Here is a 23,998-nt window from a genome sequence, read left to right on the forward strand (position 1 = left end):
AGTGTCCCTGATCGCTTCAGACCACTTCCGCATCATTGTCGGCCTCGGCAAGAGCGGCATGTCCCTGGTTCGCTTCCTGGCGAACCGGGGCACGTCGTTTGCCGTGGCCGACACGCGGGAAATTCCACCGGAGCTGGTCACGCTGCGCCGTGACTACCCGCACGTGGAAGTGCGTTGTGGCGAATTGGACGTAGAATTTCTGTGCCGCGCCGATGAGCTTTACGTGAGCCCCGGCCTGGCATTGGCCACACCGGCCCTGCAAGCAGCAGCGGCGCGTGGCGTGAAGCTGTCCGGCGATATCGACCTGTTTGCGCGTCACGCCAAGGCGCCGATCGTGGCCATCAGCGGCTCCAACGCGAAAAGCACCGTGACCACCCTGGTCGGCGAAATGGCGATGGCTGCCGGCAAGCGCGTGGCGGTGGGCGGCAACCTCGGGGTGCCGGCGCTGGATCTGCTCAGCGACGACGTCGAGTTGTACGTGATGGAATTGTCGAGCTTCCAGCTGGAAACCACCCATGACCTCGGTGCCGAAGTGGCTACCGTGTTGAACGTCAGCGAAGACCACATGGACCGCTACAGCGGCCTGCCGGCCTATCACCTGGCCAAGCATCGTATCTTCCGGGGCGCCAAGCAGTTTGTGGTCAACCGCCAGGATGCCTTGAGCCGTCCACTGATAGGCGAAGGCATGCCTTGCTGGACCTTTGGTCTGAGCAAGCCTGATTTCAAAGCCTTTGGCATTCGCGAAGAGAACGGTGAGAAATACCTGGCCTTCGAATTCCAGAACCTGATGCCGGTGCGCGAGTTGAAAATCCGTGGCGCCCATAACCAGTCCAACGCCCTGGCGGCCTTGGCGCTCGGCCACGCGGTGGGCCTGCCCTTCGACGCCATGCTCGCCAGCCTGCGCACCTTCGCCGGCCTTGAGCATCGCTGCCAGTGGGTGCGCGACCTCGACGGCGTCAGCTATTACAACGACTCCAAGGCCACCAACGTCGGCGCTGCCCTGGCGGCCATCGAAGGCCTGGGTGCCGATATCGACGGCAAGCTGGTGCTGATCGCCGGTGGCGACGGCAAAGGTGCCGACTTCAAGGACCTTAAAGCGCCGGTCGCAGCGCATTGCCGCGCCGTGGTGCTGATGGGCCGTGATTCGGACCTGATCGCCGCAGCCCTGGGCGACGCGGTGCCGCAAGTGCGCGCTACCTCCCTGGACGACGCGATCGCCCAGTGCAAAGCCCTGGCCCAGCCGGGTGATGCGGTACTGCTGTCGCCAGCCTGCGCCAGTTTCGACATGTTCAAGAACTATGAAGAGCGCGGCCAGCTGTTCGCCCGCGCTGTGGAGGCTTTGGCATGAGCCTCAACCTGAAAAACATCATCAAACCGTACCCGTCGCCAATCATTACCGGGCGCGGCATCGACCTGGATTTCCCGATGCTCGCCGGTTGCCTGGCGCTGCTCGGCCTGGGCCTGGTGATGATCACCTCGGCGTCCTCCGAAGTGGCCGCCGTGCAGTCGGGCAACACCCTGTACATGATGATCCGTCACCTGGTGTACCTGGTGATCGGCCTGGGCGCATGCATCGTCACCATGATGATCCCGATCGCCACGTGGCAGCGCCTGGGTTGGCTGATGCTGATCGGGGCGTTTGGTTTGCTGGTGATGGTGATCCTGCCCGGCATCGGCCGCGAGGTGAACGGTTCGATGCGCTGGATCGGCTTCGGTGCCTTCAACGTGCAACCCTCGGAAATCGCCAAGGTGTTCGTGGTGATCTACCTGGCCGGCTACCTGGTGCGCCGTCAGAAAGAAGTGCGCGAAAGCTGGATGGGCTTTTTCAAGCCATTCATCGTGCTGCTGCCCATGGCCGGCCTGCTGCTGATGGAGCCCGACTTCGGCGCCACCGTAGTGATGATGGGCGCCGCCGCCGCGATGCTGTTCCTGGGCGGCGTCGGCCTGTTCCGCTTCACCTTGATGGTGGTGCTGGCGGTCGCGGCCGTGACGATTCTGGTGCAGGCGCAACCCTACCGGATGGCCCGTCTGATTACCTTTACCGACCCGTGGTCCGACCAGTTCGGTTCCGGCTACCAGTTGACCCAGGCGCTGATTGCCTTCGGTCGCGGCGAGTGGCTGGGCGTGGGCCTGGGCAACAGTGTGCAGAAGCAGTTCTACCTGCCCGAAGCGCATACCGACTTCGTGTTCTCGGTACTGGCCGAGGAACTGGGCGTGGTCGGTTCGCTGTGCACCGTCGCGCTGTTTGTGTTCGTGTGTGTACGCGGCATGTACATCGGCTTGTGGGCCGAAAAGGCCAAACAGTATTTCGCCGCCTATGTGGCGTACGGCTTGTCGTTCCTGTGGATCGGCCAGTTCCTGATCAATATCGGCGTGAACGTCGGGCTGCTGCCAACCAAGGGCCTGACCTTGCCGTTCCTCAGTTACGGCGGCAGTTCGTTGGTGATTTGCTGCGCCTGCCTTGGCTTGTTGTTGCGCATCGAGTGGGAGAGTCGCACTCACCTGGGCAGCGAAGAGATGGAGTTCAGCGAAAGCGACTTCGCCGAGGAGCCGACCCATGGGCGCTAACGTGCTGATCATGGCTGGCGGCACCGGGGGCCATGTGTTCCCGGCCCTGGCCTGCGCGCGCGAATTCCAGAACCGTGGCTACAGCGTGCACTGGTTGGGAACGCCGCGTGGCATCGAGAACGAGCTGGTGCCGAATGCCGGCTTGCCGCTGCACCTTATCAACGTCACGGGCTTGCGGGGCAAGGGCAAATTGTCGCTGCTCAAGGCGCCGTTCGTGTTGCTCAAGGCGGTATGGCAGGCACGCCAGGTCATCCGTGAGTTGCAGCCTGTGTGTGTACTCGGCTTTGGCGGTTATGTGACCGGCCCCGGCGGCGTGGCGGCGAAACTCGCCGGTATCCCCGTGATCGTGCATGAACAGAACGCCGTCGCCGGTACCGCCAACCGTTTGCTGGTGCCATTGGCCGCGCGGGTGTGTGAAGCGTTCCCGAATACCTTCAGCGCGTCGAGCAAGCGCCGTACCACCGGCAACCCGGTGCGCACCGAGCTGTTCATGGACATCGCCCGCCAAGCGCTGGTCGGACGCAAGGCGCACCTGCTGATCCTCGGCGGAAGCCTGGGCGCCGAGCCGCTGAACAAATTGCTGCCGGAGGCGCTGGCGCAACTCCCTGTGGAATTGCGGCCTGAGATCTTCCACCAAGCCGGCAAGCAGCACGATGAAGTCACCGCCACGCGCTATCGCGAGGCCGGTGTCGAGGCGACTGTCCAGCCCTTCATCAAAGACATGGCCCACGCCTATGGCTGGGCCGACCTGGTGGTCTGTCGCGCTGGTGCGCTGACCGTCAGTGAACTGGCCGCCGCCGGTCTGCCGTCGTTGCTGGTGCCTCTGCCCCACGCAATCGACGATCACCAGACCCGCAACGCCGAATATTTGGCCGGGGAGGGCGCTGCCTTCCTGCTGCCGCAAAGAACGACTGGCGCCGCCGATTTGGCCGCACGCCTGACCGAGGTTTTGATGCAACCGGAACGACTCAACAGCATGGCGAGCACCGCAAGCCGCCTGGCCAAACCTGACGCAACCCGCACCGTGGTCGATATCTGCCTGGAGGTGGCCCATGGTTGAGAATCAGAAAGCCATGCCACAACCGGAAATGCGCCGCATCCGTCGCATCCACTTCGTCGGTATCGGCGGCGTGGGCATGTGCGGCATTGCCGAAGTATTGCTGAACCTGGGCTATCAGGTGTCCGGCTCTGACTTGAAAGAGTCGCCGGTCACCGAGCGCCTGAAGTCCTTTGGCGCGCAGATCTTCATCGGCCACCGCGCCGAGAACGCCGCCGAGGCGGACGTGCTGGTGGTGTCCAGCGCTGTGAACACGTCCAACCCGGAAGTGGCCACCGCCCTTGAGCGCCGCATCCCGGTGGTGCCGCGTGCCGAGATGCTCGCCGAGCTGATGCGCTACCGCCACGGCATCGCCGTCGCCGGTACCCACGGCAAGACCACCACCACCAGCCTGATCGCCTCGGTGTTCGCCGCCGGTGGCCTGGACCCGACCTTCGTCATCGGTGGCCGCCTGAATGCAGCCGGCACCAATGCCCAGCTCGGCACCAGCCGCTACCTGATCGCCGAAGCCGATGAAAGCGACGCGAGCTTCCTGCACCTGCAACCGCTGGTCGCCGTCGTCACCAACATCGACGAAGACCACATGGCAACCTACGACGGTGACTTCAACAAATTGAAGAAAACCTTCGTCGACTTCCTGCACAACCTGCCGTTCTACGGGTTGGCCGTGGTGTGCCTGGACGATCCGGTGGTGCGCGAGATTCTGCCGCAGGTCAAGCGCCCTACCGTGACCTACGGCTTCAGCGAAGACGCCGACGTGCGCGCGATCAATGTGCGCCAGGAAGGCATGCAAACCTTCTTCACCGTGCTGCGCCCCGACCGCGAGCCGCTGGATGTGTCGGTCAACATGCCGGGCAACCACAACGTACTGAACTCCCTGGCGACCATCTGCATTGCCACCGACGAAGGCGTCAGCGATGAAGCCATCGTCGAAGGCCTGTCGCGCTTTGCCGGTGTCGGCCGACGCTTCCAGGTCTACGGCCAGCTGCCGGTTGAAGGCGGTGAGGTGATGCTGGTGGACGACTACGGCCACCACCCGACCGAAGTCGCCGCCGTGATCAAGGCCGTACGCGGTGGCTGGCCGGAGCGCCGCCTGGTGATGGTCTATCAGCCGCACCGCTACAGCCGCACCCGTGACCTGTATGACGACTTCGTCAATGTATTGGCCGATGCCAATGTGCTGTTGCTGATGGAAGTGTACCCGGCCGGTGAAGAACCGATTCCGGGCGCCGACAGCCGCAAGCTGTGCAACAGCATCCGTCAGCGTGGGCAGTTGGACCCGATCTACATTGAGCGCGGCGTCGACCTGGCGCCGATCGTCAAGCCGCTGCTGCGCGCTGGCGACATCCTGCTATGCCAGGGCGCCGGTGATATCGGTGGCCTTGCGCCTAAATTGCTGGCCAGTCCGCTGTTTACCGCCGCAAAGGGGAAGTCGAAATGATCACTGACTACGCCTCCCTGTTCTCCACTGTCGCGCCTGCCGACTTCGGCCGCGTTGCCGTGCTGTTCGGCGGCAAGAGCGCCGAGCGCGAAGTGTCGCTCAAATCCGGCAATGCCGTGCTTGAGGCGCTGCAAAGCGCCGGTGTGAACGCATTCGGCATCGACGTGGGCGATGATTTCCTCGCCCGCCTGCAGGCCGAAAAGATCGACCGTGCCTTCATCATTCTCCACGGCCGTGGCGGTGAGGACGGCAGCATGCAGGGCCTGCTCGAGTGCGCCGGCATCCCCTATACCGGCAGCGGCATCCTGGCTTCAGCGCTGGCGATGGACAAGTTGCGCACCAAGCAGGTGTGGCACAGCCTGGGCATTCCTACACCACGTCACGCCGTGTTGCGCAGCGAGGACGATTGTATTTGCGCAGCCAAGGAACTGGGCCTGCCTTTGATCGTCAAACCTGCCCATGAAGGCTCCAGTATCGGCATGGCCAAAGTGAACTCGGCCGCTGAATTGATCGACGCATGGAAAGCGGCAAGTACCTACGATTCGCAAGTGTTGGTGGAACAGTGGATCCAGGGTCCCGAGTACACCATCGCCACCCTGCGTGGCCAGGTATTGCCGCCTATCGCATTGGGCACGCCCCACACTTTTTACGATTACGACGCCAAGTACGTGGCTTCCGATACCCAGTACCGGATTCCCTGCGGCCTTGACGCAACCAGGGAACAACAATTGATGGACCTCACGGCGCAAGCCTGTGAGGCGCTGGGTATCGCCGGTTGGGCGCGGGCAGACGTGATGCAGGATGACCAGGGGAATTTCTGGTTCCTGGAAGTCAACACCGCACCCGGGATGACCGACCACAGCCTGGTCCCAATGGCCGCCCGTGCCGCCGGCCTGGATTTCCAGCAGTTGGTGCTGGCGATCCTGGCCGACAGCATTGAGCCAAGAGGCTAAGCACATGAAAGGCGCATCGCTTCGTCATCAGCCCCCACAAGCACCGAGCCGCAAGCCGGTGCCACGGGGTGCCAGCCGCATGGTGGCCAAAGAGCCGATGTCGGCGCGCCTGCCCAAAGCCAACTTTGGTTTCATCAAGGCGCTGTTCTGGCCGGTGTTGCTGGTGGTACTGGGCTTTGGCACCTACGAAGGGGCGCAGCGTCTGTTGCCGTATGCCGACCGGCCGATCACCAAGATCAGCGTGCAGGGCGACTTGAGCTACATCAGCCAGCAAGCGGTACAGCAGCGCATCAGCCCGTTCCTGGCGGCGAGCTTCTTCACCATTGACCTGGCCGGCATGCGCGCGGAGCTGGAACAGATGCCATGGATCGCCCATGCCGAAGTCCGCCGCGTATGGCCGGACCAGGTAACGATCCGCCTGGAAGAACAGCTGCCCGTGGCCCGCTGGGGCGATGGTGCGCTGTTGAACAACCAGGGGCAGGCATTTGCGCCGCGTGAAGTGGCGAACTATGAGCACCTGCCGCAGCTGTTCGGGCCGCAGCGGGCGCAACAGCAAGTGATGCAGCAGTACCAGGCCTTGAGCCAGATGCTGCGGCCACTGGGCTTCTCCATCGCACGCCTGGAATTGCGTGAGCGGGGCAGCTGGTTTCTGACGACCGGGGCAGGCAATTCCGGCCCGGGCATCGAGTTGTTGCTGGGACGCGACCGCTTGGTGGAAAAGATGCGCCGCTTTATTGCCATCTATGAAAAAACCTTGAAAGAACAGATTACGAACATTGCGAGCGTCGACCTGCGTTACGCCAACGGCCTGGCCGTCGGTTGGCGTGTACCGGTAGCGCCCACGGCAGCACAACCCGCTGTCGCGAAGAATTAAGAAGAGGCAGGACCCATGGCAAACGTGCAAAGCGGCAAAATGATCGTCGGTCTCGATATCGGCACCTCCAAGGTGGTGGCGCTGGTGGGCGAGGTCGGTGAAGACGGCACGATCGAAATCGTCGGTATTGGCACGCATCCGTCCCGGGGCCTGAAGAAGGGCGTGGTGGTGAACATCGAGTCCACCGTGCAATCGATCCAGCGCGCCATCGAAGAAGCGCAGCTGATGGCCGGTTGCCGGATCCACTCGGCGTTTGTCGGCGTGGCCGGCAACCATATCCGCAGCCTGAACTCCCACGGCATCGTGGCGATCCGCGACCGTGAAGTCAGTGCGGCCGACCTTGAGCGCGTCCTCGACGCCGCCCAGGCCGTGGCGATCCCGGCTGACCAGCGGGTGTTGCACACCTTGCCCCAGGACTACGTGATCGATAACCAGGAGGGCGTTCGCGAGCCACTGGGCATGTCGGGCGTGCGTCTGGAAGCCAAGGTCCACGTAGTGACCTGCGCCGTCAACGCCGCGCAGAACATTGAAAAATGCGTGCGTCGCTGCGGCCTCGAAATCGACGACATCATTCTTGAGCAGTTGGCTTCGGCCTACTCGGTGCTGACCGACGACGAAAAAGAGCTGGGCGTGTGCCTGGTGGACATCGGCGGCGGCACCACCGATATCGCGATCTTCACCGAGGGTGCGATCCGTCACACCGCCGTGATCCCGATTGCCGGCGACCAGGTCACCAACGACATCGCCATGGCGTTGCGCACACCGACCCAGTACGCCGAAGAAATCAAGATCCGCTACGCCTGCGCCCTGGCCAAGCTGGCCGGTGCCGGTGAAACCATCAAGGTGCCAAGCGTCGGCGACCGTCCACCGCGCGAGCTGTCGCGCCAGGCCCTGGCCGAAGTGGTCGAGCCGCGCTACGACGAGCTGTTCACCCTGATCCAGGCCGAATTGCGCCGCAGCGGCTACGAAGATCTGATCCCGGCCGGCATCGTGCTGACCGGTGGCACCTCGAAGATGGAAGGCGCGGTCGAACTGGCCGAAGAGATCTTCCACATGCCGGTGCGCCTGGGCGTGCCCCATGGCGTCAAAGGCCTCGGCGACGTGGTGCGCAACCCGATTTATTCCACCGGTGTGGGCTTGCTGTTGTACGGGCTGCAAAAGCAGACCGATGGCATTTCCCTGTCGGGCCCGAGCATCCGTGACAGCTACCGCAGCGATGACGAAGCGAAAGCGCCGTTGTTCGAGCGGCTGCAGGCTTGGGTAAAAGGGAACTTCTGACGAAGTTAGCTTCAAGCGACAAGTTTTAAAGCTTCAAGTAACACGCTTCAAGCTTGCAGCTAATAGCTTGCAACTTGCAGCTGATGTAAAGCAGTAGGCGAAAAAACTAGAGAAAACGAAAGGAGAGGGAACATGTTTGAACTCGTAGACAACATCCCCGCTAGCCCGGTTATCAAAGTAATCGGTGTCGGCGGTGGCGGCGGCAACGCTGTCAACCATATGGTCAAGAGCAACATTGAAGGCGTTGAATTCATCTGCGCCAACACTGATGCCCAGGCGCTGAAAAGCATCGGCGCGCGGACCATCCTGCAATTGGGCACAGCCGTGACCAAGGGCCTCGGCGCTGGCGCCAATCCGGAAGTCGGCCGTCAAGCCGCCCTGGAAGACCGCGAGCGTATTGCCGAAGTGCTGCAAGGCACCAACATGGTGTTCATCACCACCGGCATGGGCGGCGGTACCGGTACCGGTGCAGCGCCGATCATTGCCGAAGTGGCCAAGGAAATGGGGATTCTGACTGTCGCTGTCGTGACGCGTCCGTTCCCGTTCGAAGGCCGCAAGCGCATGCAGATCGCCGATGAAGGCATCCGTCTGCTGTCTGAAAGCGTCGACTCGTTGATCACCATTCCCAACGAGAAACTGCTGACCATTCTGGGCAAGGACGCCAGCCTGCTGTCCGCGTTCGCCAAGGCTGACGATGTACTGGCCGGTGCCGTTCGCGGTATCTCCGACATCATCAAGCGCCCGGGCATGATCAACGTCGACTTTGCCGACGTACGGACTGTCATGAGCGAAATGGGCATGGCGATGATGGGCACTGGCTGCGCCAGCGGTCCTAACCGTGCACGCGAAGCCACCGAAGCGGCCATCCGCAACCCGCTGCTGGAAGATGTGAACCTGCAAGGTGCGCGCGGCATCCTGGTGAATATCACCGCAGGTCCAGACCTGTCCCTGGGTGAGTACTCCGACGTGGGTAGCATCATCGAAGCCTTCGCATCCGAGCACGCCATGGTCAAGGTCGGCACCGTTATCGACCCGGACATGCGCGACGAACTGCACGTGACCGTGGTTGCGACCGGCCTGGGCGCAAAAATCGAGAAGCCTGTAAAGGTCATCGACAATACCGTCCATACCAGCCACGCCAGCCAGCAAGCGGCCGCTCCAGCGCCTTCGCGCCAGGAACTGCCGTCGGTGAACTACCGTGACCTGGACCGTCCGACCGTGATGCGCAACCAGGCTCAGGCCGGTGCTGCGGCGTCCCGTAGCCCGAATCCGCAAGACGATCTGGACTACCTGGACATCCCGGCATTCCTGCGTCGTCAGGCCGATTAATGGAATGTATCAGGGCTATGAAGGTGATTGGTGTTCAGCAAAGGTCTGGTCTGCTATTATCGCCAGCCTTTGTTGATACCAGTTCGCAATTTGCGCTGAAGCGGTCCAAGCCATGATTAAACAACGCACCCTGAAGAATATTATTCGTGCCACAGGTGTAGGTCTGCACTCCGGGGAAAAGGTATACCTGACCCTCAAGCCTGCACCTGTCGACACCGGCATCGTGTTTGTGCGTGCCGACCTGGACCCTGTGGTGCAGATACCTGCTCGCGCGGAAAACGTTGGCGAAACCACTATGTCGACCACATTGGTCAACGGTGACGTCAAAGTGGACACGGTGGAGCACTTGCTCTCGGCCATGGCCGGTTTGGGCATCGATAACGCCTACGTCGAGCTCTCCGCGTCCGAAGTCCCGATCATGGATGGCAGCGCTGGACCCTTCGTATTCCTGATTCAATCTGCCGGCCTGGAAGAACAGGACGCAGCCAAGAAGTTCATTCGCATTCTGCGGGAAGTGACAGTAGAAGACGGCGACAAGCGCGCCACCTTCGTCCCGTTCGAAGGCTTTAAAGTGAGCTTTGAGATCGATTTCGATCACCCGGTATTCCGTGACCGCACCCAAAGTGCAAGCGTGGATTTTTCCAGCACTTCGTTCGTAAAAGAAGTCAGCCGCGCCCGTACCTTTGGTTTCATGAGTGACATCGAGTACCTGCGCAAGCACAACCTCGCACTCGGCGGCAGCGTTGAAAACGCCATTGTGGTCGACGCGGATGGTGTACTGAACGAAGACGGCCTTCGCTATGAAGACGAATTCGTGAAGCACAAGATCCTCGATGCAATCGGTGACCTCTACCTGCTGGGCAATAGCCTGATAGGCGAGTTCAAAGGCTTCAAGTCGGGCCACGCCCTTAACAACCAGCTGCTGCGCAAGTTGATTGAGCAGACAGACGCTTGGGAAGTCGTGACCTTCGAAGATGCCAGCACCGCACCGATCTCTTACATGCGTCCCGTTGCGGCGGTGTAAGTAACAACTCTCTTCTTTAGTTTTAAAGGCTGCCTTCGGGTGGCCTTTTTTTATGCCCCGGCGTTGATCGTCCGATTGCGGCCACTGTGCTTGGCCTCATACAACGCCTGGTCGGCCCTGAGCAGCAAGTCCTCGAGGGACATACCGCTGCGCTTCTCCCAGGTACTCATGCCGATGCTCACGGTAATCGGCTGCTCGTCCCATGCCGGCCGTGGCAAGTGCTCAACACCACTGCGGATATGCTCGGCGATCACCCACGCGCCCTTGGCGTCGGTATCGGGCAGCACCACCGCGAATTCTTCACCGCCGTAACGTGCGGCAAGGTCGGCCGGGCGGCGGATATTGCTGTCGATCACCTGCGCCACCGTGCGCAGCGCGTCGTCTCCGCCCTGGTGGCCATGGCGATCGTTGAAGGCCTTGAAGTGGTCCACGTCGATCATCAGCACCGTCAACGGCTCGGTTGAACGTTGCGCGCGGTCCCATTCCAGGCGCAGGCGTTCGTCGAGAGTGCGGCGGTTGGCCAGGCCAGTGAGGGCATCGGTACCTGCCAGTTCTGACAGCACCTGCTCGGCCCGGTGACGCCGTCGCAGCTCCATGCACAGCGCCCAGGTCAGCCACAACAGGCCAATGCAGAGCACCCCCGTCGCGAGACTGACCAGCCACGCCGCCCGTCGCCATGGCGCGAACACTTCGTCGCTGGCCAACGCCACCGCGACGATCAGCGGCAAATCGCCCACGTTCGAGAAACTGTAGAGCCGAGGCAGCTGGTCGAGGCTGGAGACGCTGCGGAAAGCGCCATCCCGCTCGCGCAGCATGCGCGCCACATTGGGCCGCTGGCTCAGGTCCTTGTTGATGATATCCGCTTCCAGCAACGGTTCTTGCGCCAGCAAAATGCCCTGGTGGTTGAGCAGGTTGATGGTGCTGTTGCTGCCGATATTCAGGCTGCTGAACAGTTGGTGGAAGTACGACAGACGCATGGAGGCGACAGCCACACCCAGGAAGCGCCCGTCCGACGACGAAACGCGGCGGCTGAATGCAATGCGCCACGGGTCATCGCATTCGCAGCGGGCCCTGAACGGGCGACTGATATACAGCCCGATGTCGGGATTGGTGCGATGAATCTGGAAATAGTCGCGGTCGGCGAAGTTGCCGGCCTTGGGCGTGAGCAGGGACGAGTCGGCAATCACCTCGCCGCTCGGGCCCAGCAACAGGATGTCGCCTTTGTACGGCGCTGTGGCGGAGCGGTCGAACAGCACCAGGTGCCGGATGCTCGCGGACACGCCCTGCAGGTCAGTGCGCTCGGTCGCGGCGATCAGGCCTTTGAGGGCCATGTCATAGAGCTCGACGTTGCGTAGCACATCGGCATCGATCAACTGGGTAATGGTAGTGGCGGTGCGCTTGGCGGTCTGCAAGGTGTTGGCGTGTTCGCGATTCAACAGTGCGATGACGATGCCTACGATCAGCAACACCGTGAGGGTGCTGCTCAGGATCAGCAGGCGTTCCGGGCGGCGGGTAGGGCGGGCAAGGCTTGAACTCATCGGGCGTACTTCTGCTCTGAGGATGCCTTTAGCGTAGTAGCAACTCTGGAAGATGGCGCAGAAGCAAAAAATGTGGGAGGGGGCTTGCTCCCGATGGCGGCGAATCAGTCAAAGTATTATTGACTGACACTCTGCCATCGGGAGCAAGCCCCCTCCCACATTGGATCTTCTTTGTCAGTGAGATCGTGGTTAGAACACGTTGATTGGGTAGTCGACGATCACGCGGTACTCATCCACATCCCGATCCACCGCCGAGTAGCCATTGCCGCCACGGTTGGTCGCCCATTGCAGGCGTACCGCCAGGTCCTTGGCCTTGCCGCCCTGCACCACGTATTTCAGGTCGATATCGCGCTCCCAGTGCCTGGCATTCTTGCCGTCGGCGCTGTACCAGCTGCTGTAGCCCCGGCTGTTCGGGTCTACCGTGGTCAGGTCGGTCTTGCCGCTGATATACGACACGGCGGATGTCAGGCCGGGCAGGCCGACACCGGTGAAGTCGTAGGCATACTTGAGCTTCCACGAACGCTCGTTGGGGCCGTTGAAGTCCGAGTATTGCTGGGAGTTGTCCAGGTACACGCTGTCACCCTGGGTAATGTAGTCGAACGGCGTGTTGCCGTTGACCCGCTGGTAGGCGGCGGTAACGCTGTGGTTGCCCACGCCCAGGGTCACATGCAGGCTGTAGGTGTTGTTGTCGATAGCGCCCAGCAGTGCCTGGCCGGTGTCCTGGGTGTGGTAGTAATGCAGGCCGGGGGTCAGGCTGACCAGGTCGTTCAGTGCATAGGTGTACTCGAGGTCGTAGTAGTACTGGTGCCACACGTCCTTGAGTTCAGCGGCGTACAGGTTGCTGGTCAACCCGGGGATGCCGCTGAACGCTACACCGGCCCAGTTCAGGTGCTGGGCGTCGGCGTTGGCTGGCAATGCGCCGTAGCTGGTGCCGATGCGCCGGTGGCCGCTCTGGTTGTAGAGCTTGGTGAAGCTGGCCTGGCCGCCTTCGAACATCCAGCCGTCGAGGCTGTGGTTGGCGAGGCTCACGCCGCGAAACGTCTGCGGCAGCATGCGGGTCATGCCGCCGGCGATCACCGGGTTGTTGAGGAACAGGTCGCCGGCCTTCAGCTCGGTATCGAACGCGCGCAGTTTCAAGGTGCCGCCAGCGGTGGAGAACGTGCCGGGCGCTTTGCCGTTGCCGCTGCCGTACGGAAGGATGCTGGAACCGTCGGTGCCACCACCGCCGTCGAGCTTGAGGCCGAGCATGGCATTGAGGTCCAGGCCGACGCCTACGGTGCCTTGGGTGTAGCCGGAGGTGAAGGTGCCGATAAAGCCCTGGCCCCATTCCTTGCTGTCATCGGTATGCAGGTCGCGACGGTCGCGATTCATGTAGTAGTTGCGGGTGTCGATCGTGAGGTGCGAACCCTCGACGAAACCCTCGGTGGGCGTGGCGTCTGCCCCGTGGGCAAGGGGAGTGATCGTTGCTGCGATGGCGAGGAATAACGGGGTGAATGTCAGCGAGTTCTTCACCGGTGGAGCTCCTTTGATCAATCATGAACGGCCAGTGTCGTGGGGTGTGCCTGGCCTTTTTTACGGCAAAAAAAAGCCGCTGAAGTCAGCGGCTTTAAGACAGATTCCCAGTGTAGAGCCCTGGAAATAAGTCGAGGGAAATTCGGGTGAGGGTTCGGCTGTCTTTACCGTCGCGCTCATCGATGCGTCAAAGTAACGCAGGCGAGCGGTGCGATACAGAGTGTAACAAGATAATTACTGTTACCCAAATCGCAACAGTTGGCTGGCGGTGGTACCCATTGTGGGAGGGGGCTTGCTCCCGATAGCGGTGGGTCAGCTGGCTCATTTGTAGCTGAGCCGCCGCCATCGGGGGCAAGCCCCCTCCCACATTTGATCGAGTGTTCAGGCTGGCAGAGTAATGCCGAAGGTATTGCCATTGGCGTCGCTGCGCACAAACACATCCCCTCCATGCATCAACGCAATCGCCTTGACGATAGCCAGCCCCAAACCGTGATTGGCCCCGCTGTTGCTGCGCGACGCATCCACCCGATAGAAACGTTCGAACAGTCGAGGCAGGTGCTCGCTGGCAATCACCTCGCCTGGGTTGGTCACGCCGATCGTTACCTGATGCTCCAGCACATCGATGTTCACGTCGATGACCTGCCCAGGCGCGGTGTGCTGCACCGCATTGCTCAACAGGTTGATCAGTGCGCGGCGCAGGTGGGCTTTTTCGATATGCACCTGGGCGTCGCCCTGTACCCGCACCTGAACCTGGGCGTCCTCGAAGATGAAGTCCAAGTAGTCGAGGGTGGTGGCGACTTCATCGGCCAGGGAGCTTTCAATCAGCTTGGTGGCCTTGCTGCCCTGGTCGGCACTGGCGAGGAACAGCATGTCATTGATAATCGAGCGCAGCCGTTCCAACTCTTCCAGGTTCGATTGCAGCACCTCGAAATAATGCTCGGCCGAACGCCCGCGGGTCAGCGCGACCTGGGTCTGGCCGATCAGGTTGGTCAGCGGCGAGCGCAGTTCATGGGCCACGTCGGCATTGAAGGATTCGAGGCGCGAGTAGGCGAGTTCGACGCGGTCGAGGGTGGCGTTGAACGAGTTGACGAACTGGCTCAGTTCCGGCGGCAGCGGTGACAGTTGCAGGCGCCCGGAGAGTTTGGGCGGCGCGAGTTTCTGTGCTTCGTCCGAGAGTTTTTCCAGTGGCTTGAGGCCGATGCGCGACACCCAGAAGCCCAGCAACGAAGCCATCACCACGCCGACCAGCGCCAGGCTGATCAGCGCTACCAGCAGATGATGCTGGGTGGCGCGGAAATTCTCGGTGTCGATGGCGATCATGAAGCGCAGCGGTGGGCGTTGGTCCTTGGCGGCGAACTGGCTCACCAGCACCTTGAACGGGTAATCGTGGCCGGGCAGGTGCAGGTCGCGTTTACCGGTCGGGCCCTGGGCAAAGGCGCGAATCTGCGCATCCGGTTCACCGTATTCGTAACTTGGGTCGCTGCTGACCACCCAGAAGCGAATGCGCTTGTCTTCCTCCCCCAGCAGCTTGAGCTTGGCCTTGATCTTGACCCAATGCTCCGGCGTACCGAAGCGGTTCACCGAGGATTCGAGCACGCTGTAGCGCGCATCCAGCTCGGCCCCCGGCAACAACCCCAGGCCGCGATCCACTTGCTGGTACAGCGCGCCGCCGATCAGCACGAAGATCAGCAGCGCCACCAGGGTGAACATGCCGCTCAGGCGCAGGGCGATGGAGTTAGTCGGCACTGCGGTTCTCCAGCACGTAGCCCATGCCACGAATGGTGTGCAGCAGCTTGTGCTCGAACGGCCCATCGAGTTTGGCGCGCAGGCGCTTGATCGCCACTTCGACCACGTTGGCGTCGCTGTCGAAATTGATGTCCCAGACCATCTCGGCAATCGCCGTCTTGGACAGGATTTCGCCTTGGCGCCGCGCCAATACGCTGAGCAACGAGAACTCCTTGGCGGTCAGGTCCAGGCGCACACCGTTGCGACTGGCCTTGCGGCTGATCAGGTCGATCCACAGGTCGGCAACCGTCACCTGCACCGGCTCATGGCCGCCACTGCGGCGGGTCAACGCCTGCAGGCGCGCCACCAGTTCCAGGAAGGAAAACGGCTTGCCTAGATAGTCGTCGGCGCCTTCGCGCAGGCCACGGATGCGGTCTTCCACGCGCTCGCGGGCGGTGAGCATGATCACCGGTGTCTGTTTGCGTGCGCGTAAAGCACGCAATACGCCAAACCCGTCGAGCGCCGGCAGCATCACGTCGAGCACGATCACCGCGTAGTCGTTCTCCAGCGCCAGATGCAACCCCTCGACGCCCTCGCGCGCCACGTCGACGGTGTAGCCTTGCTCCGTCAGGCCGCGGTGCAGGTAGTCCGCGGTTTTTTCTTCATCTTCAATAATCAGGACGCGCATCAGCCTTTCGTTCCAGGGCGGGGCCTTGGCCTCAGTGTGTGGTCGCCAGCGCGAGCGCTGGTTTGGGCCTGTGGAAAAATCGTTCAAGGTACAAGTAAATGACTGGCGTGGTGAACAGCGTCAGCGCCTGGCTCACCAGCAAGCCGCCGACCACGGCGATGCCCAGAGGCTGGCGCAGCTCCGCGCCAGGGCCTGAGCCGAGCATCAACGGCACCGCGCCAAGCAGGGCGGCGAGGGTGGTCATGATGATGGGCCGGAACCGCGTGACGCAGGCTTCGTAGATCGCGTCCTCAGGCGCCAGGCCGCGTACGCGCTGGGCCTCCAGGGCGAAGTCGATCATCAGGATGCCATTTTTCTTGACGATGCCGATCAGCAGCACCAGGCCGATCAAGGCCATGATCGAAAAGTCCTGGCCCAGCAGCCACAGCATGATCAACGCGCCCAGGCCCGCCGAGGGCAAGGTGGAAATGATCGTCAGCGGGTGCACGAAACTCTCGTACAGCACGCCCAGGATAATGTAGACCGCGACCAGTGCCGCGAGGATCAGCCACGGCTGGCTGGCCAGCGAGCTCTGGAAAGCCTGGGCCGCGCCCTGGAAATTACCGATGATCGTGCTGGGCATGCCGATGTCGTTCTTGGCCTGGTTGAGCATGATCACCGCATCCCCCAGCGCCACACCGGGGGCCAGGTTGAACGACAGGTTGGCGGCCGGGAACATGCCGTCATGGCTGATGGACAATGGCCCCACGCTCGGTGGGTCGACCCTGGCCAGCGCCGACAGTGGCACCATCTCGTTGGTCAGCGGCGAGCGCAGGTAAAAATAGTTCAGGCTCTCGGCCTTGCCGCGCTGTTGGCGATCCAGCTCCAGCACCACCTGGTACTGGTTGATCTCGGTCTGGTATTCGTTGATCTGGCGCTGGCCGAACGCGTCGTACAGCGCTTGGTCGACGTCGGTGGCGGTCAGGCCAAAACGCGCCGCGGCCTGGCGGTCGATGGTGATGTGGGTGATGCTGCCGCCCAATTGCAGGTCGTTGGACAGGTCCCGAAAGGCCGGGTTGCTGCGCAGTTTTTCGGTGAGGCGCTGGGTCCAGGTGTTCAGGGTCGGGCCGTCGTTGCTCTTGAGTACGTATTGGTACTGGGCGCGGCTGGGGCCGGAGCTCAAGTTGATATCCTGGCCAGCGCGCAAGTACAGGACGATGCCCGGCACCTTCGCCAGTTGCGGGCGGATGCGGTCGATGAACTGGCTGGCCGACACATCGCGATCACCCCGGTCTTTCAGGGCGATCCAGAAGCGCCCGTTGGCGATGGTCTGGTTGCTGCCGGTCACACCCACCGAGTGGGAGAAAGCTTGTACCGCCGGGTCGGCCTGGACGATGTCGGCCAGTGCTTTGTGCTTGGCGACCATGTCCGGGTACGACACATCGGCTGCCGCCTCGCTGGTGCCCAGCACGAAACCGGTGTCCTGCACCGGGAAGAAGCCCTTGGGGATAAACACATAGCCGACCACGGCCAGGGCCAGGGTCACCACGAAGATCGCCGCCATGCTGCGTTGATGGGCCAGGGCTCGCCGCAGGTTGCGCGCATAGCCGGCCAGCAGGCGCTCGCTGAAGGTGGGTTTGGCATGGGCGTGATGGGTTGGCGCACGCATGAACAGTGCGGCGAGGGTGGGCGCCAGGGTCAGCGAAACCACCACCGAAATCAGGATGGTGGAGGTGGCCGTCAGCGCAAATTCCTTGAACAGCCGCCCGACCACGCCGCCCATGAACAGCAGTGGAATAAACGCCGCCACCAGCGAGAAGCTGATGGACACCACGGTAAAGCCGATTTCGCCGGAGCCTTTGATCGCAGCTTCGCGCTTGCCCAGGCCGGCCTCCAGGTGACGGTGAATGTTTTCCACCACCACGATCGCATCGTCCACCACAAAGCCCACGGCAATCACGATGGCGACCAGGGTCAGGTTGTTCAAGCTGAAGCCCATCACATACATCAGCGCGAAACTGGCCACCAGCGACACACCGAGCACGGCAGACACAATCAACGTCGCCGACAGTTGGCGCAGGAACAGCGCCATCACCGCCACCACCAGCAGGATGGCGATCAGCAGGGTCATTTCCACTTCATGCAACGAGGCGCGGATGGTCTTGGTGCGGTCGGTCAGTACACTGACCTGCACCGAGGCCGGCAGCATGGCTTCCAGGCGCGGCAGTGCTTGCTGGATGCGGTCGACCGTGTCGACGATATTCGCCCCCGGCTGGCGCGAAATCACCAGGTTGACCCCCGGCGTATCGCCGGACCAGGCCTGCACGTAGGCGTTTTCCGAACCGTTGATGACCTTGGCGATATCGCGCAACTGCACGGGTGCGCCGTTCTTGTAGGACACAATCAACTGGCCGTAGTCGTCGGGGTGAAACAGTTGATCGTTGGTCGACAGGGTCGACACGCTGTTGGCCCCGTATATCGCGCCTTTGGCCAGGTTCAGGCTCGATTGCTGGATGGCCAGGCGGATGTCCGCGAGCGTCAAGCCGACCGCCGCGAGTTTGTCGGGAGAGGCCTGCACGCGAATCGCCGGGCGCTGCTGGCCAGTGATGTTGATCTGGCCGACACCGTCGATCTGGCTGATCTGACGCGCCAGCAGGGTTTCCACGTAGTCGCTCAGTTCCGTGCTCGGCATGCTCGCGGAGCTGACGCTGAGGATCAGCACCGGGCTGTCGGCCGGGTTGACCTTCTTCCAGGTCGGCAGGCTCGGCATATCGCTGGGTAACTTGCCGGAGGCGGTATTGATCGCGGCCTGCACTTCCTGGGCGGCGGTGTCGATGCTTTTGTCCAGAGTGAATTGCAGGGTCAAGAGGCTTGAGCCCAAGGCGCTGCTGGAGGTCATCTGGGTCATGCCGGGGATGGCGCTGAATTGCACCTCGAGCGGCGTCGCCACCGATGAGGCCATGGTGTCCGGGCTGGCGCCGGGCAATTGCGCGGTGACCTGGATCGTCGGAAACTCCGCTTCCGGCAGTGGCGCAACGGCCAGCCGCGGGAAGGCAATGATCCCCAGCAGCACCAAGGCAAAGGTCAGCAGCAGGGTGGCGACCGGGTGATCGACGCACCAGGCCGAAGGCGAGCGGCTGCCGCTCATGGCTGCACCTTGGCGTCGACGGTCTGGATCACCTGCGGCGGTTCCTTGAGCACTTGCACCTGGGCGCCGGCCTTGAGCCGCGACTGGCCATCGCTGACCAGCACATCCCCGGCCTGCACGCCCTTGATGATATTCAGCTCACTGTTCTGGTAGGTGACCTGCACGGGCACCACCTCCACCTGCTCACCGTTGAGCCGGTACACGAAATGCGAGTCCAGGCCACGCTGCACCACCGTCGGCGGCACCACCAGGGCGTTCCTGTCGATGGCGGTCTGGATCTTGATGGTCACCAGTTGCCCCGGCCACAGCTTCTGCTTGCCGTTCGGGAACTCGGCCTTGGCGCGCAGGGTGCCGGTGGTGGAGCTGATCTGGTTGTCAATCAGGCTCAAGTGGCCTTCCCCCAGCAGGTCGCCGGTCTGGCCGTCGGTATCGGCCCCCAGGTAGGCATCGACGCTGGCTTTTTGCGGGGCGGCGATCAGGCCTTGCAAGGTCGGCAACATCTGCTGCGGCAGGGAAAACTCAACCGCGATCGGGTCGATCTGGGTGACCGAGAACAACCCTTGGGTATCGCTCATGCGCAGGAAGTTGCCTTCATCCACCGTGCGAATGCCGACGCGACCACTGACGGGGGAACGAATCTGGGTGTAGGAAAGTTGTACTTGAGCCGAATCAATCGCCGCCTGGTTGCCCTGCACGGTGGCCTTGAGCTGGTTCACCAGGGCTTGTTGCTGGTCGTAGGTCTGCTTCGATACGCCATCGTCGATACTCAGTTCCTTGTAGCGCTTGAGGTTGACCTGCGCCACTTGCAGCTGCGCCTGGCTTTCCCCCAGCTGGGCCTTGGCCTGGTCGAGGCTGGCGCGGATCGAGCGGTCATCGATGGTCGCCAGCAGGTCGCCGGCCTTTACCTGTTGGCCTTCCTTGACCAGCAAGCGGGTGAGGATGCCGTCGATCTGCGGGCGGATCACCACGCTGTGCAACGACAACACCGTGCCAATGCCGCTGACGAACCGCGGGACATCCTGTTGCGCCACGCTTACCACGCGCACGGGAATAGCGCTGGGTGCCGCCAGCCGGGCCTTGGCGGGCCGAGTCAAAGTCCAGGCTGCCAGCGCCATGACCAGAAGGGCGCCCACCAGCAGGGCCGTGTTTCGTTTTATGGGCATAGGAGGAACGCCGAAAGCGCAGTTGCAAGTTTCAAGCTGCGAGCTGCGAGCTGCAAGTTTATGTGAATGCCTTATAACCCCGTAAGCCGGTCAGCACGATGACTGCAAACTGACAGCCGTGACAGCTGAGCGATTTTAACTTGCGGTTTGAAGCTTACCGCTGAAAGCTCCGGCCCCGTATACTCACGCCTTTACACACATTGCTGCGCCGGAGCCCTTATGACTTCCCCGATCCAACCCCCCGTTGAAGCGGTCGACCTCGTCGATTCGGTCGATGCCGACGGCGTTGAAAAAGCCGAAATCCCGGCGTTCAAGTTCCCTTTCAACCCGGGTGAACTGGCTGGGGCCAAGCAGGCCGCCCAGCCCTGGTACAAAGGTGGCGCGAAGAATGGCCATACCAAAACGCCGGGCATGGCGCCGCCGGGTACGCGTCGTTCGATGGGTAAACGTTGAGAGTAATGCGCATATTCGCCGTATAGGCAGTTGCCTACAACTCGCGTCGATATTTCTTATTGTAGGTCCGCGACCGTTTCTTGAAAGCTTGCGCAGCATCGCCTTGCCCTGATCATTTGTATCGGGACATGGCGACGCAGCTCTCTCCGGAAAAGGACGTTTCCCGTGGCTTTGATACATTTCTGTGTGGCGCTTGCCCTCCTGTTATCGGTGGAGGCCATGGCCGCCGCCGAGCCGCCGCGACGCGAAATCCGCTTCGCTGTCGCGGCGCATTTCCCCCCCTTTCAAAGCCGTAATCCGCAAGGGCAATTGGTGGGGCTCAATATCGAATTGGGTAACGCCCTGTGCGTGCAGCTCAATGTGCATTGCACGTGGGTCGACCAGATCGTCATGGAAAACTTCCCCGCCCTCGATGCCCGGCAATTTGACGCGATCATGGGGATGGCACCGACCTTGAGTCGACAGCAGAGAGTCAACTTCAGCGATGACCTCTACCCGATCACCACCTGGCTGGTGGCCCGCAGAAACTCGGGCTTGAGCCCGCACAAGCGGTTACTCAAGGGCAAGCGGGTCGGAGTGTTGGTCAGGAGCAATCGCGAAGCCTTTGCCCGGTCGCAGTGGGCGCCGGCTGGCGTGATCATCGAGAGCTACTGGCTCAACGACCAACTGGTGCGCAGCCTGGTTGCGGGCGAGATCGATGCGACGCTGCAGGGCGCCGTGGAAATCCGAGAGGCCTTGCTCGACACGCCTGAAGGCATGGATTTCGATTTCATGGGCCCGCCGGTATCGTCTGACCTGTTGGGCAACAGTGTCGCGATTGCACTGCGCAAAACCGATACCGTGTTGCGTACCGAACTCAACCATGCCCTTGAGCAACTCAAGCAGAACGGCGAGTACCAGCGCATCCTCCAGCCCTACCGCCTCGACACCGCGCCCGTGAACCCGTCGAGCCTCAAGCCGCCCGCAACGGGATAAACGCGTAATTGGCCGGCACTTCGGTAGCAATCTGCGCGCCGGCATCCAGCAGTTGTTCGGCAATATCCATCCCGGAGACGTGAAACACCCACTCGTTGGCCGTGATCGGCTGGTCAGTTGCCAATGCAATGGCTTGGGTAAACGCATTCATATCCGGCAAATACGCCGTGAATCCGTCGCCCTTGAGTGCGGTGGTACGAATCCCCAGCAAGGCACACACGGCCTCCTTGGTTTGCACATCGTCACGGTCGGCCTGGCGTGAACGGCGGATCAGTTCAGCCAGTTCAGCATCCATCAATGCCCCGCCCACGATCAGCGCCGGCCCCTGTTCCCAGGATTCCGGCGGGCAATCCTTGGCGCTCGGGTTCAGCGGGATGTGCGGATTGATCTCCATCGGATAGATCCGGCACACCAGCGGACGTCGTTCATAGATGCCGCAGCGATTGTTTTCGTCAAGATTCCGACAGCGCCCGGCGTTGTAGGCCGCAAAGGTGATCGCCACGAATGCCTGGGTATTGCCGCTGGGCACCACCACTGAACGGCGTTCGGCATGTTCACGCTGCTGCTGGGGCAAACCCAGGCCGCTGGCGAGAAAACCTTCTACCAGAACAATGACATTGCCACCGTCCGCCGCCCACTGCCGGGCTTCGTCGAGGGTCAGGGGCACGTGGTGATCGGAGCAGCATTTGCCACAACCTACGCAGGAAAAGTGAGTATTCATGGCGGATCTGTCACCAGGCAAGGTCAGAAGGCAAGCATGGGCGGTGACGGGTTTTTACCTCTATCCACCGCTTGGGCTCTCTGGAAGCAAGTTATGCGCCAGTGAACGTCATTCCTCAACCACGTCGCGCAGGACGAACCGCATGCCTGCGCTTTCATACAGCTGCCGCGCGCGCAGATTGCTCTCCAGCACCTTGAGGTCCACATAGGGTTCGCCACGCTGCTTGAAGACGTGGAAGGCATGCAGCAGCAACGCTCGGCCAAGCCCCTGGCCCTGGGCGCAGGGGTGTATCGAGAGGTTCTTGATAAAGGCACTGGTCCAGCATTGCGCCACGCCGAGAATGCCCTCGGCGTTACTGGCTACCAGGCACAACGAGGGGTCGAACTCGGCATCGTCAACGAATTGCCGGCACCATTGCTCAAGGCTCGCGACGCGGCCACCGCCCTGATTCTGAGTCATGCGCAATACCGCGTGAATCGCCGGGGCCAGTTCATCGCGATAGTGATCCAGCAGGGTGTTGGCCGGCCACTGCGGCGCCGGCAGGCTGCCGGTCAGGTCGCGTCGCAGCAGTTGGAAATGCTCAGCCAAGGCTTACAAGCCCTTTTGCGCCACGGTTTGCGCAGCCACCACCAGGCACTTGGTCAGCTCGGGGGAGGAAAACTTGGTCAGCACCGCATCGGCGCCGGCCAGGCGCGCTTTTTCACTATTCATCGCGCTGTCCAGGGAGGTGTGCAACAGCACGTAGAGCTGCTGGAAGTCCGGGGTTTCGCGCAGCGTGCGGGTGAGGGCATAACCGTCCATCTCGGACATTTCGATGTCTGACACCACCACATTGATTTGCTCGCCCGTGCCTTGCAGCTCCAGCAGCACGTCGATGGCCTCTTTGGCGCTGCGCGCGGTGTGACACGTCAGCCCGAGGTTGCGCAGCGTATGCACCGATTGCTGCAGCGCCACTTGGCTGTCGTCCACCACCAGGATGCGTGCATGGCCGAGGACTTCGGCTTCTTCCATGGTCAGGTCGGTCGGCGCAGCTTCTATCGGCGCCGGGGCGATGCCATGGATGACTTTCTCGATATCCAGCACCTGCACCAGGCCGCCTTCCACCTGGGTCACCCCGGTGATAAACGCGCGATTGCCGCCGGAGCCATAGGGCGGTGGGCGGATATCGGTGGTCAGGCAATGCACGATCTTGCTCACCGCCTGCACGTGCAAGCCCTGCTTGGAACGGCTGACATCGGTAACGATCAGGCAGCCGCCGTTCGGGTCCTGCAACGGCATCTCGCCCAGGGCGCGGCTCAAGTCGATCACCGCCAACGAGTTACCGCGCAATGTGGCAATGCCTTTGACGTGAGGGTGCGACTCCGGCAGCTTGGTCAGCGGAGGGCAGGGGATGATTTCGCTGACTTTCAGCAGGTTGATCGCCATCAGCTTGCCGCTGCGCAAGGTAAAGAGCAGAAGCGAAAGTGAGTCTGCGCGGGCTTTGGTGGTGGACATAAAAACCTTCTGTGGATCAGGGGTGGCGATCTATGGAAGGTTATCGACCCTCTCACGAAAAACTAAAGGTGTGACCTG

At 62.0% G+C, this 23,998-nt stretch carries 20 protein-coding genes; 11 read left to right on the forward strand and 9 right to left on the reverse strand.

Annotated elements, in window-relative coordinates:
• The first annotated feature begins 1 nt into the window (after position 1).
• From murD to lpxC, 9 genes are all read left to right on the forward strand, one after another.
• On the forward strand, positions 2 to 1,348 hold the full coding sequence (gene murD / locus C4J91_RS05195) for a UDP-N-acetylmuramoyl-L-alanine--D-glutamate ligase (protein ID WP_124361358.1): 1,347 nt from the start codon (positions 2 to 4) through the stop codon (positions 1,346 to 1,348).
• Positions 1,345 to 2,568 (forward strand): putative lipid II flippase FtsW, encoded by a 1,224-nt coding sequence (gene ftsW, locus C4J91_RS05200; protein ID WP_065885825.1) that lies wholly within the window; start codon positions 1,345 to 1,347, stop codon positions 2,566 to 2,568. Before murD ends, ftsW begins: the two co-directional genes overlap by 4 nt.
• Positions 2,558 to 3,628: an undecaprenyldiphospho-muramoylpentapeptide beta-N-acetylglucosaminyltransferase gene (murG, locus tag C4J91_RS05205; RefSeq protein ID WP_124361359.1), complete on the forward strand. Its 1,071-nt coding sequence runs from the start codon at positions 2,558 to 2,560 to the stop codon at positions 3,626 to 3,628. The genes ftsW and murG overlap by 11 nt, the downstream gene beginning before the upstream one ends.
• The gene (gene murC, locus C4J91_RS05210; protein ID WP_124361360.1) at positions 3,621 to 5,066 is read left to right on the forward strand and encodes a UDP-N-acetylmuramate--L-alanine ligase; all 1,446 of its coding nucleotides are present in this window, start codon (positions 3,621 to 3,623) and stop codon (positions 5,064 to 5,066) included. The genes murG and murC overlap by 8 nt, the downstream gene beginning before the upstream one ends.
• Positions 5,063 to 6,019, forward strand: coding sequence for a D-alanine--D-alanine ligase (locus C4J91_RS05215; protein WP_124361361.1), 957 nt, complete (start codon positions 5,063 to 5,065; stop codon positions 6,017 to 6,019). The genes murC and C4J91_RS05215 overlap by 4 nt, the downstream gene beginning before the upstream one ends.
• Before the next feature lie 4 nt (positions 6,020 to 6,023).
• Positions 6,024 to 6,893 carry a cell division protein FtsQ/DivIB gene (locus C4J91_RS05220; protein ID WP_124361362.1) on the forward strand — a complete coding sequence of 290 codons (870 nt, stop codon included), beginning with the start codon at positions 6,024 to 6,026 and terminating at the stop codon, positions 6,891 to 6,893.
• Positions 6,894 to 6,908: 15 nt separating this feature from the next.
• The gene (gene ftsA / locus C4J91_RS05225) at positions 6,909 to 8,171 is read left to right on the forward strand and encodes a cell division protein FtsA (RefSeq protein ID WP_057724626.1); all 1,263 of its coding nucleotides are present in this window, start codon (positions 6,909 to 6,911) and stop codon (positions 8,169 to 8,171) included.
• A gap of 132 nt (positions 8,172 to 8,303) precedes the next feature.
• Positions 8,304 to 9,500 (forward strand): cell division protein FtsZ, encoded by a 1,197-nt coding sequence (gene ftsZ / locus C4J91_RS05230; protein WP_003216225.1) that lies wholly within the window; start codon positions 8,304 to 8,306, stop codon positions 9,498 to 9,500.
• Between the two features lie 112 nt (positions 9,501 to 9,612).
• On the forward strand, positions 9,613 to 10,524 hold the full coding sequence (gene lpxC, locus C4J91_RS05235; RefSeq protein ID WP_003171886.1) for a UDP-3-O-acyl-N-acetylglucosamine deacetylase: 912 nt from the start codon (positions 9,613 to 9,615) through the stop codon (positions 10,522 to 10,524).
• Positions 10,525 to 10,574: 50 nt separating this feature from the next.
• Here the strand turns inward: lpxC and C4J91_RS05240 are convergent, their stop codons facing one another.
• The 6 genes from C4J91_RS05240 to C4J91_RS05265 form a co-directional block, all read right to left on the reverse strand.
• On the reverse strand, positions 10,575 to 12,062 hold the full coding sequence (locus C4J91_RS05240) for a sensor domain-containing diguanylate cyclase (protein ID WP_124361363.1): 1,488 nt from the start codon (positions 12,060 to 12,062) through the stop codon (positions 10,575 to 10,577).
• 189 nt (positions 12,063 to 12,251) lie between these two features.
• The gene (locus C4J91_RS05245; RefSeq protein WP_124361364.1) at positions 12,252 to 13,574 is read right to left on the reverse strand and encodes an OprD family porin; all 1,323 of its coding nucleotides are present in this window, start codon (positions 13,572 to 13,574) and stop codon (positions 12,252 to 12,254) included.
• A 381-nt stretch (positions 13,575 to 13,955) separates the two neighbouring features.
• Complete coding sequence (locus tag C4J91_RS05250) at positions 13,956 to 15,320, reverse strand: heavy metal sensor histidine kinase (RefSeq protein ID WP_124361365.1); 1,365 nt, start codon at positions 15,318 to 15,320, stop codon at positions 13,956 to 13,958.
• Complete coding sequence (locus tag C4J91_RS05255; protein WP_124361366.1) at positions 15,310 to 15,987, reverse strand: heavy metal response regulator transcription factor; 678 nt, start codon at positions 15,985 to 15,987, stop codon at positions 15,310 to 15,312. The genes C4J91_RS05250 and C4J91_RS05255 overlap by 11 nt, the downstream gene beginning before the upstream one ends.
• Before the next feature lie 31 nt (positions 15,988 to 16,018).
• Positions 16,019 to 19,114 carry a multidrug efflux RND transporter permease subunit gene (locus tag C4J91_RS05260; protein WP_124361367.1) on the reverse strand — a complete coding sequence of 1,032 codons (3,096 nt, stop codon included), beginning with the start codon at positions 19,112 to 19,114 and terminating at the stop codon, positions 16,019 to 16,021.
• Positions 19,111 to 20,277 (reverse strand): efflux RND transporter periplasmic adaptor subunit, encoded by a 1,167-nt coding sequence (locus C4J91_RS05265; RefSeq protein WP_124361368.1) that lies wholly within the window; start codon positions 20,275 to 20,277, stop codon positions 19,111 to 19,113. The genes C4J91_RS05260 and C4J91_RS05265 overlap by 4 nt, the downstream gene beginning before the upstream one ends.
• A gap of 219 nt (positions 20,278 to 20,496) precedes the next feature.
• Here C4J91_RS05265 and C4J91_RS05270 point away from each other — a divergent pair, with 219 nt between their 5' ends.
• Positions 20,497 to 20,730, forward strand: a complete 234-nt coding sequence (locus C4J91_RS05270) for a hypothetical protein (protein WP_124361369.1) — start codon at positions 20,497 to 20,499, stop codon at positions 20,728 to 20,730.
• 165 nt (positions 20,731 to 20,895) lie between these two features.
• On the forward strand, positions 20,896 to 21,705 hold the full coding sequence (locus C4J91_RS05275) for a transporter substrate-binding domain-containing protein (protein ID WP_124361370.1): 810 nt from the start codon (positions 20,896 to 20,898) through the stop codon (positions 21,703 to 21,705).
• Here C4J91_RS05275 and C4J91_RS05280 read toward each other — a convergent pair.
• From C4J91_RS05280 to C4J91_RS05290, 3 genes are all read right to left on the reverse strand, one after another.
• On the reverse strand, positions 21,683 to 22,426 hold the full coding sequence (locus tag C4J91_RS05280; protein ID WP_124361371.1) for a YkgJ family cysteine cluster protein: 744 nt from the start codon (positions 22,424 to 22,426) through the stop codon (positions 21,683 to 21,685). The genes C4J91_RS05275 and C4J91_RS05280 overlap by 23 nt on opposite strands.
• 108 nt (positions 22,427 to 22,534) lie before the next feature.
• Complete coding sequence (locus C4J91_RS05285) at positions 22,535 to 23,014, reverse strand: N-acetyltransferase (protein ID WP_124361372.1); 480 nt, start codon at positions 23,012 to 23,014, stop codon at positions 22,535 to 22,537.
• Between the two features lie 3 nt (positions 23,015 to 23,017).
• Complete coding sequence (locus C4J91_RS05290) at positions 23,018 to 23,920, reverse strand: chemotaxis protein CheV (RefSeq protein WP_124361373.1); 903 nt, start codon at positions 23,918 to 23,920, stop codon at positions 23,018 to 23,020.
• Between the last annotated feature and the right edge of the window lie 78 nt (positions 23,921 to 23,998).

Origin of the sequence: Pseudomonas sp. R3-52-08, assembly GCF_003851745.1 — a bacterium.
Taxonomy (GTDB): domain Bacteria; phylum Pseudomonadota; class Gammaproteobacteria; order Pseudomonadales; family Pseudomonadaceae; genus Aquipseudomonas.

Excerpts from the sequence above, each read along its gene's own strand:
- C4J91_RS05255 (WP_124361366.1), bottom strand. The coding sequence starts at position 15,987 with ATGCGCGTCCTGATTATTGAAGATGAAGAAAAAACCGCGGACTACCTG.
- murC (WP_124361360.1), top strand. The coding sequence starts at position 3,621 with ATGGTTGAGAATCAGAAAGCCATGCCACAACCGGAAATGCGCCGCATC.
- C4J91_RS05260 (WP_124361367.1), bottom strand. The coding sequence starts at position 19,114 with ATGAGCGGCAGCCGCTCGCCTTCGGCCTGGTGCGTCGATCACCCGGTC.
- ftsA (WP_057724626.1), top strand. The coding sequence starts at position 6,909 with ATGGCAAACGTGCAAAGCGGCAAAATGATCGTCGGTCTCGATATCGGC.
- lpxC (WP_003171886.1), top strand. The coding sequence starts at position 9,613 with ATGATTAAACAACGCACCCTGAAGAATATTATTCGTGCCACAGGTGTA.
- C4J91_RS05240 (WP_124361363.1), bottom strand. The coding sequence starts at position 12,062 with ATGAGTTCAAGCCTTGCCCGCCCTACCCGCCGCCCGGAACGCCTGCTG.
- C4J91_RS05280 (WP_124361371.1), bottom strand. The coding sequence starts at position 22,426 with ATGAATACTCACTTTTCCTGCGTAGGTTGTGGCAAATGCTGCTCCGAT.
- ftsZ (WP_003216225.1), top strand. The coding sequence starts at position 8,304 with ATGTTTGAACTCGTAGACAACATCCCCGCTAGCCCGGTTATCAAAGTA.
- C4J91_RS05215 (WP_124361361.1), top strand. The coding sequence starts at position 5,063 with ATGATCACTGACTACGCCTCCCTGTTCTCCACTGTCGCGCCTGCCGAC.
- C4J91_RS05270 (WP_124361369.1), top strand. The coding sequence starts at position 20,497 with ATGACTTCCCCGATCCAACCCCCCGTTGAAGCGGTCGACCTCGTCGAT.
- murG (WP_124361359.1), top strand. The coding sequence starts at position 2,558 with ATGGGCGCTAACGTGCTGATCATGGCTGGCGGCACCGGGGGCCATGTG.
- C4J91_RS05290 (WP_124361373.1), bottom strand. The coding sequence starts at position 23,920 with ATGTCCACCACCAAAGCCCGCGCAGACTCACTTTCGCTTCTGCTCTTT.
- C4J91_RS05265 (WP_124361368.1), bottom strand. The coding sequence starts at position 20,277 with ATGCCCATAAAACGAAACACGGCCCTGCTGGTGGGCGCCCTTCTGGTC.
- ftsW (WP_065885825.1), top strand. The coding sequence starts at position 1,345 with ATGAGCCTCAACCTGAAAAACATCATCAAACCGTACCCGTCGCCAATC.
- C4J91_RS05220 (WP_124361362.1), top strand. The coding sequence starts at position 6,024 with ATGAAAGGCGCATCGCTTCGTCATCAGCCCCCACAAGCACCGAGCCGC.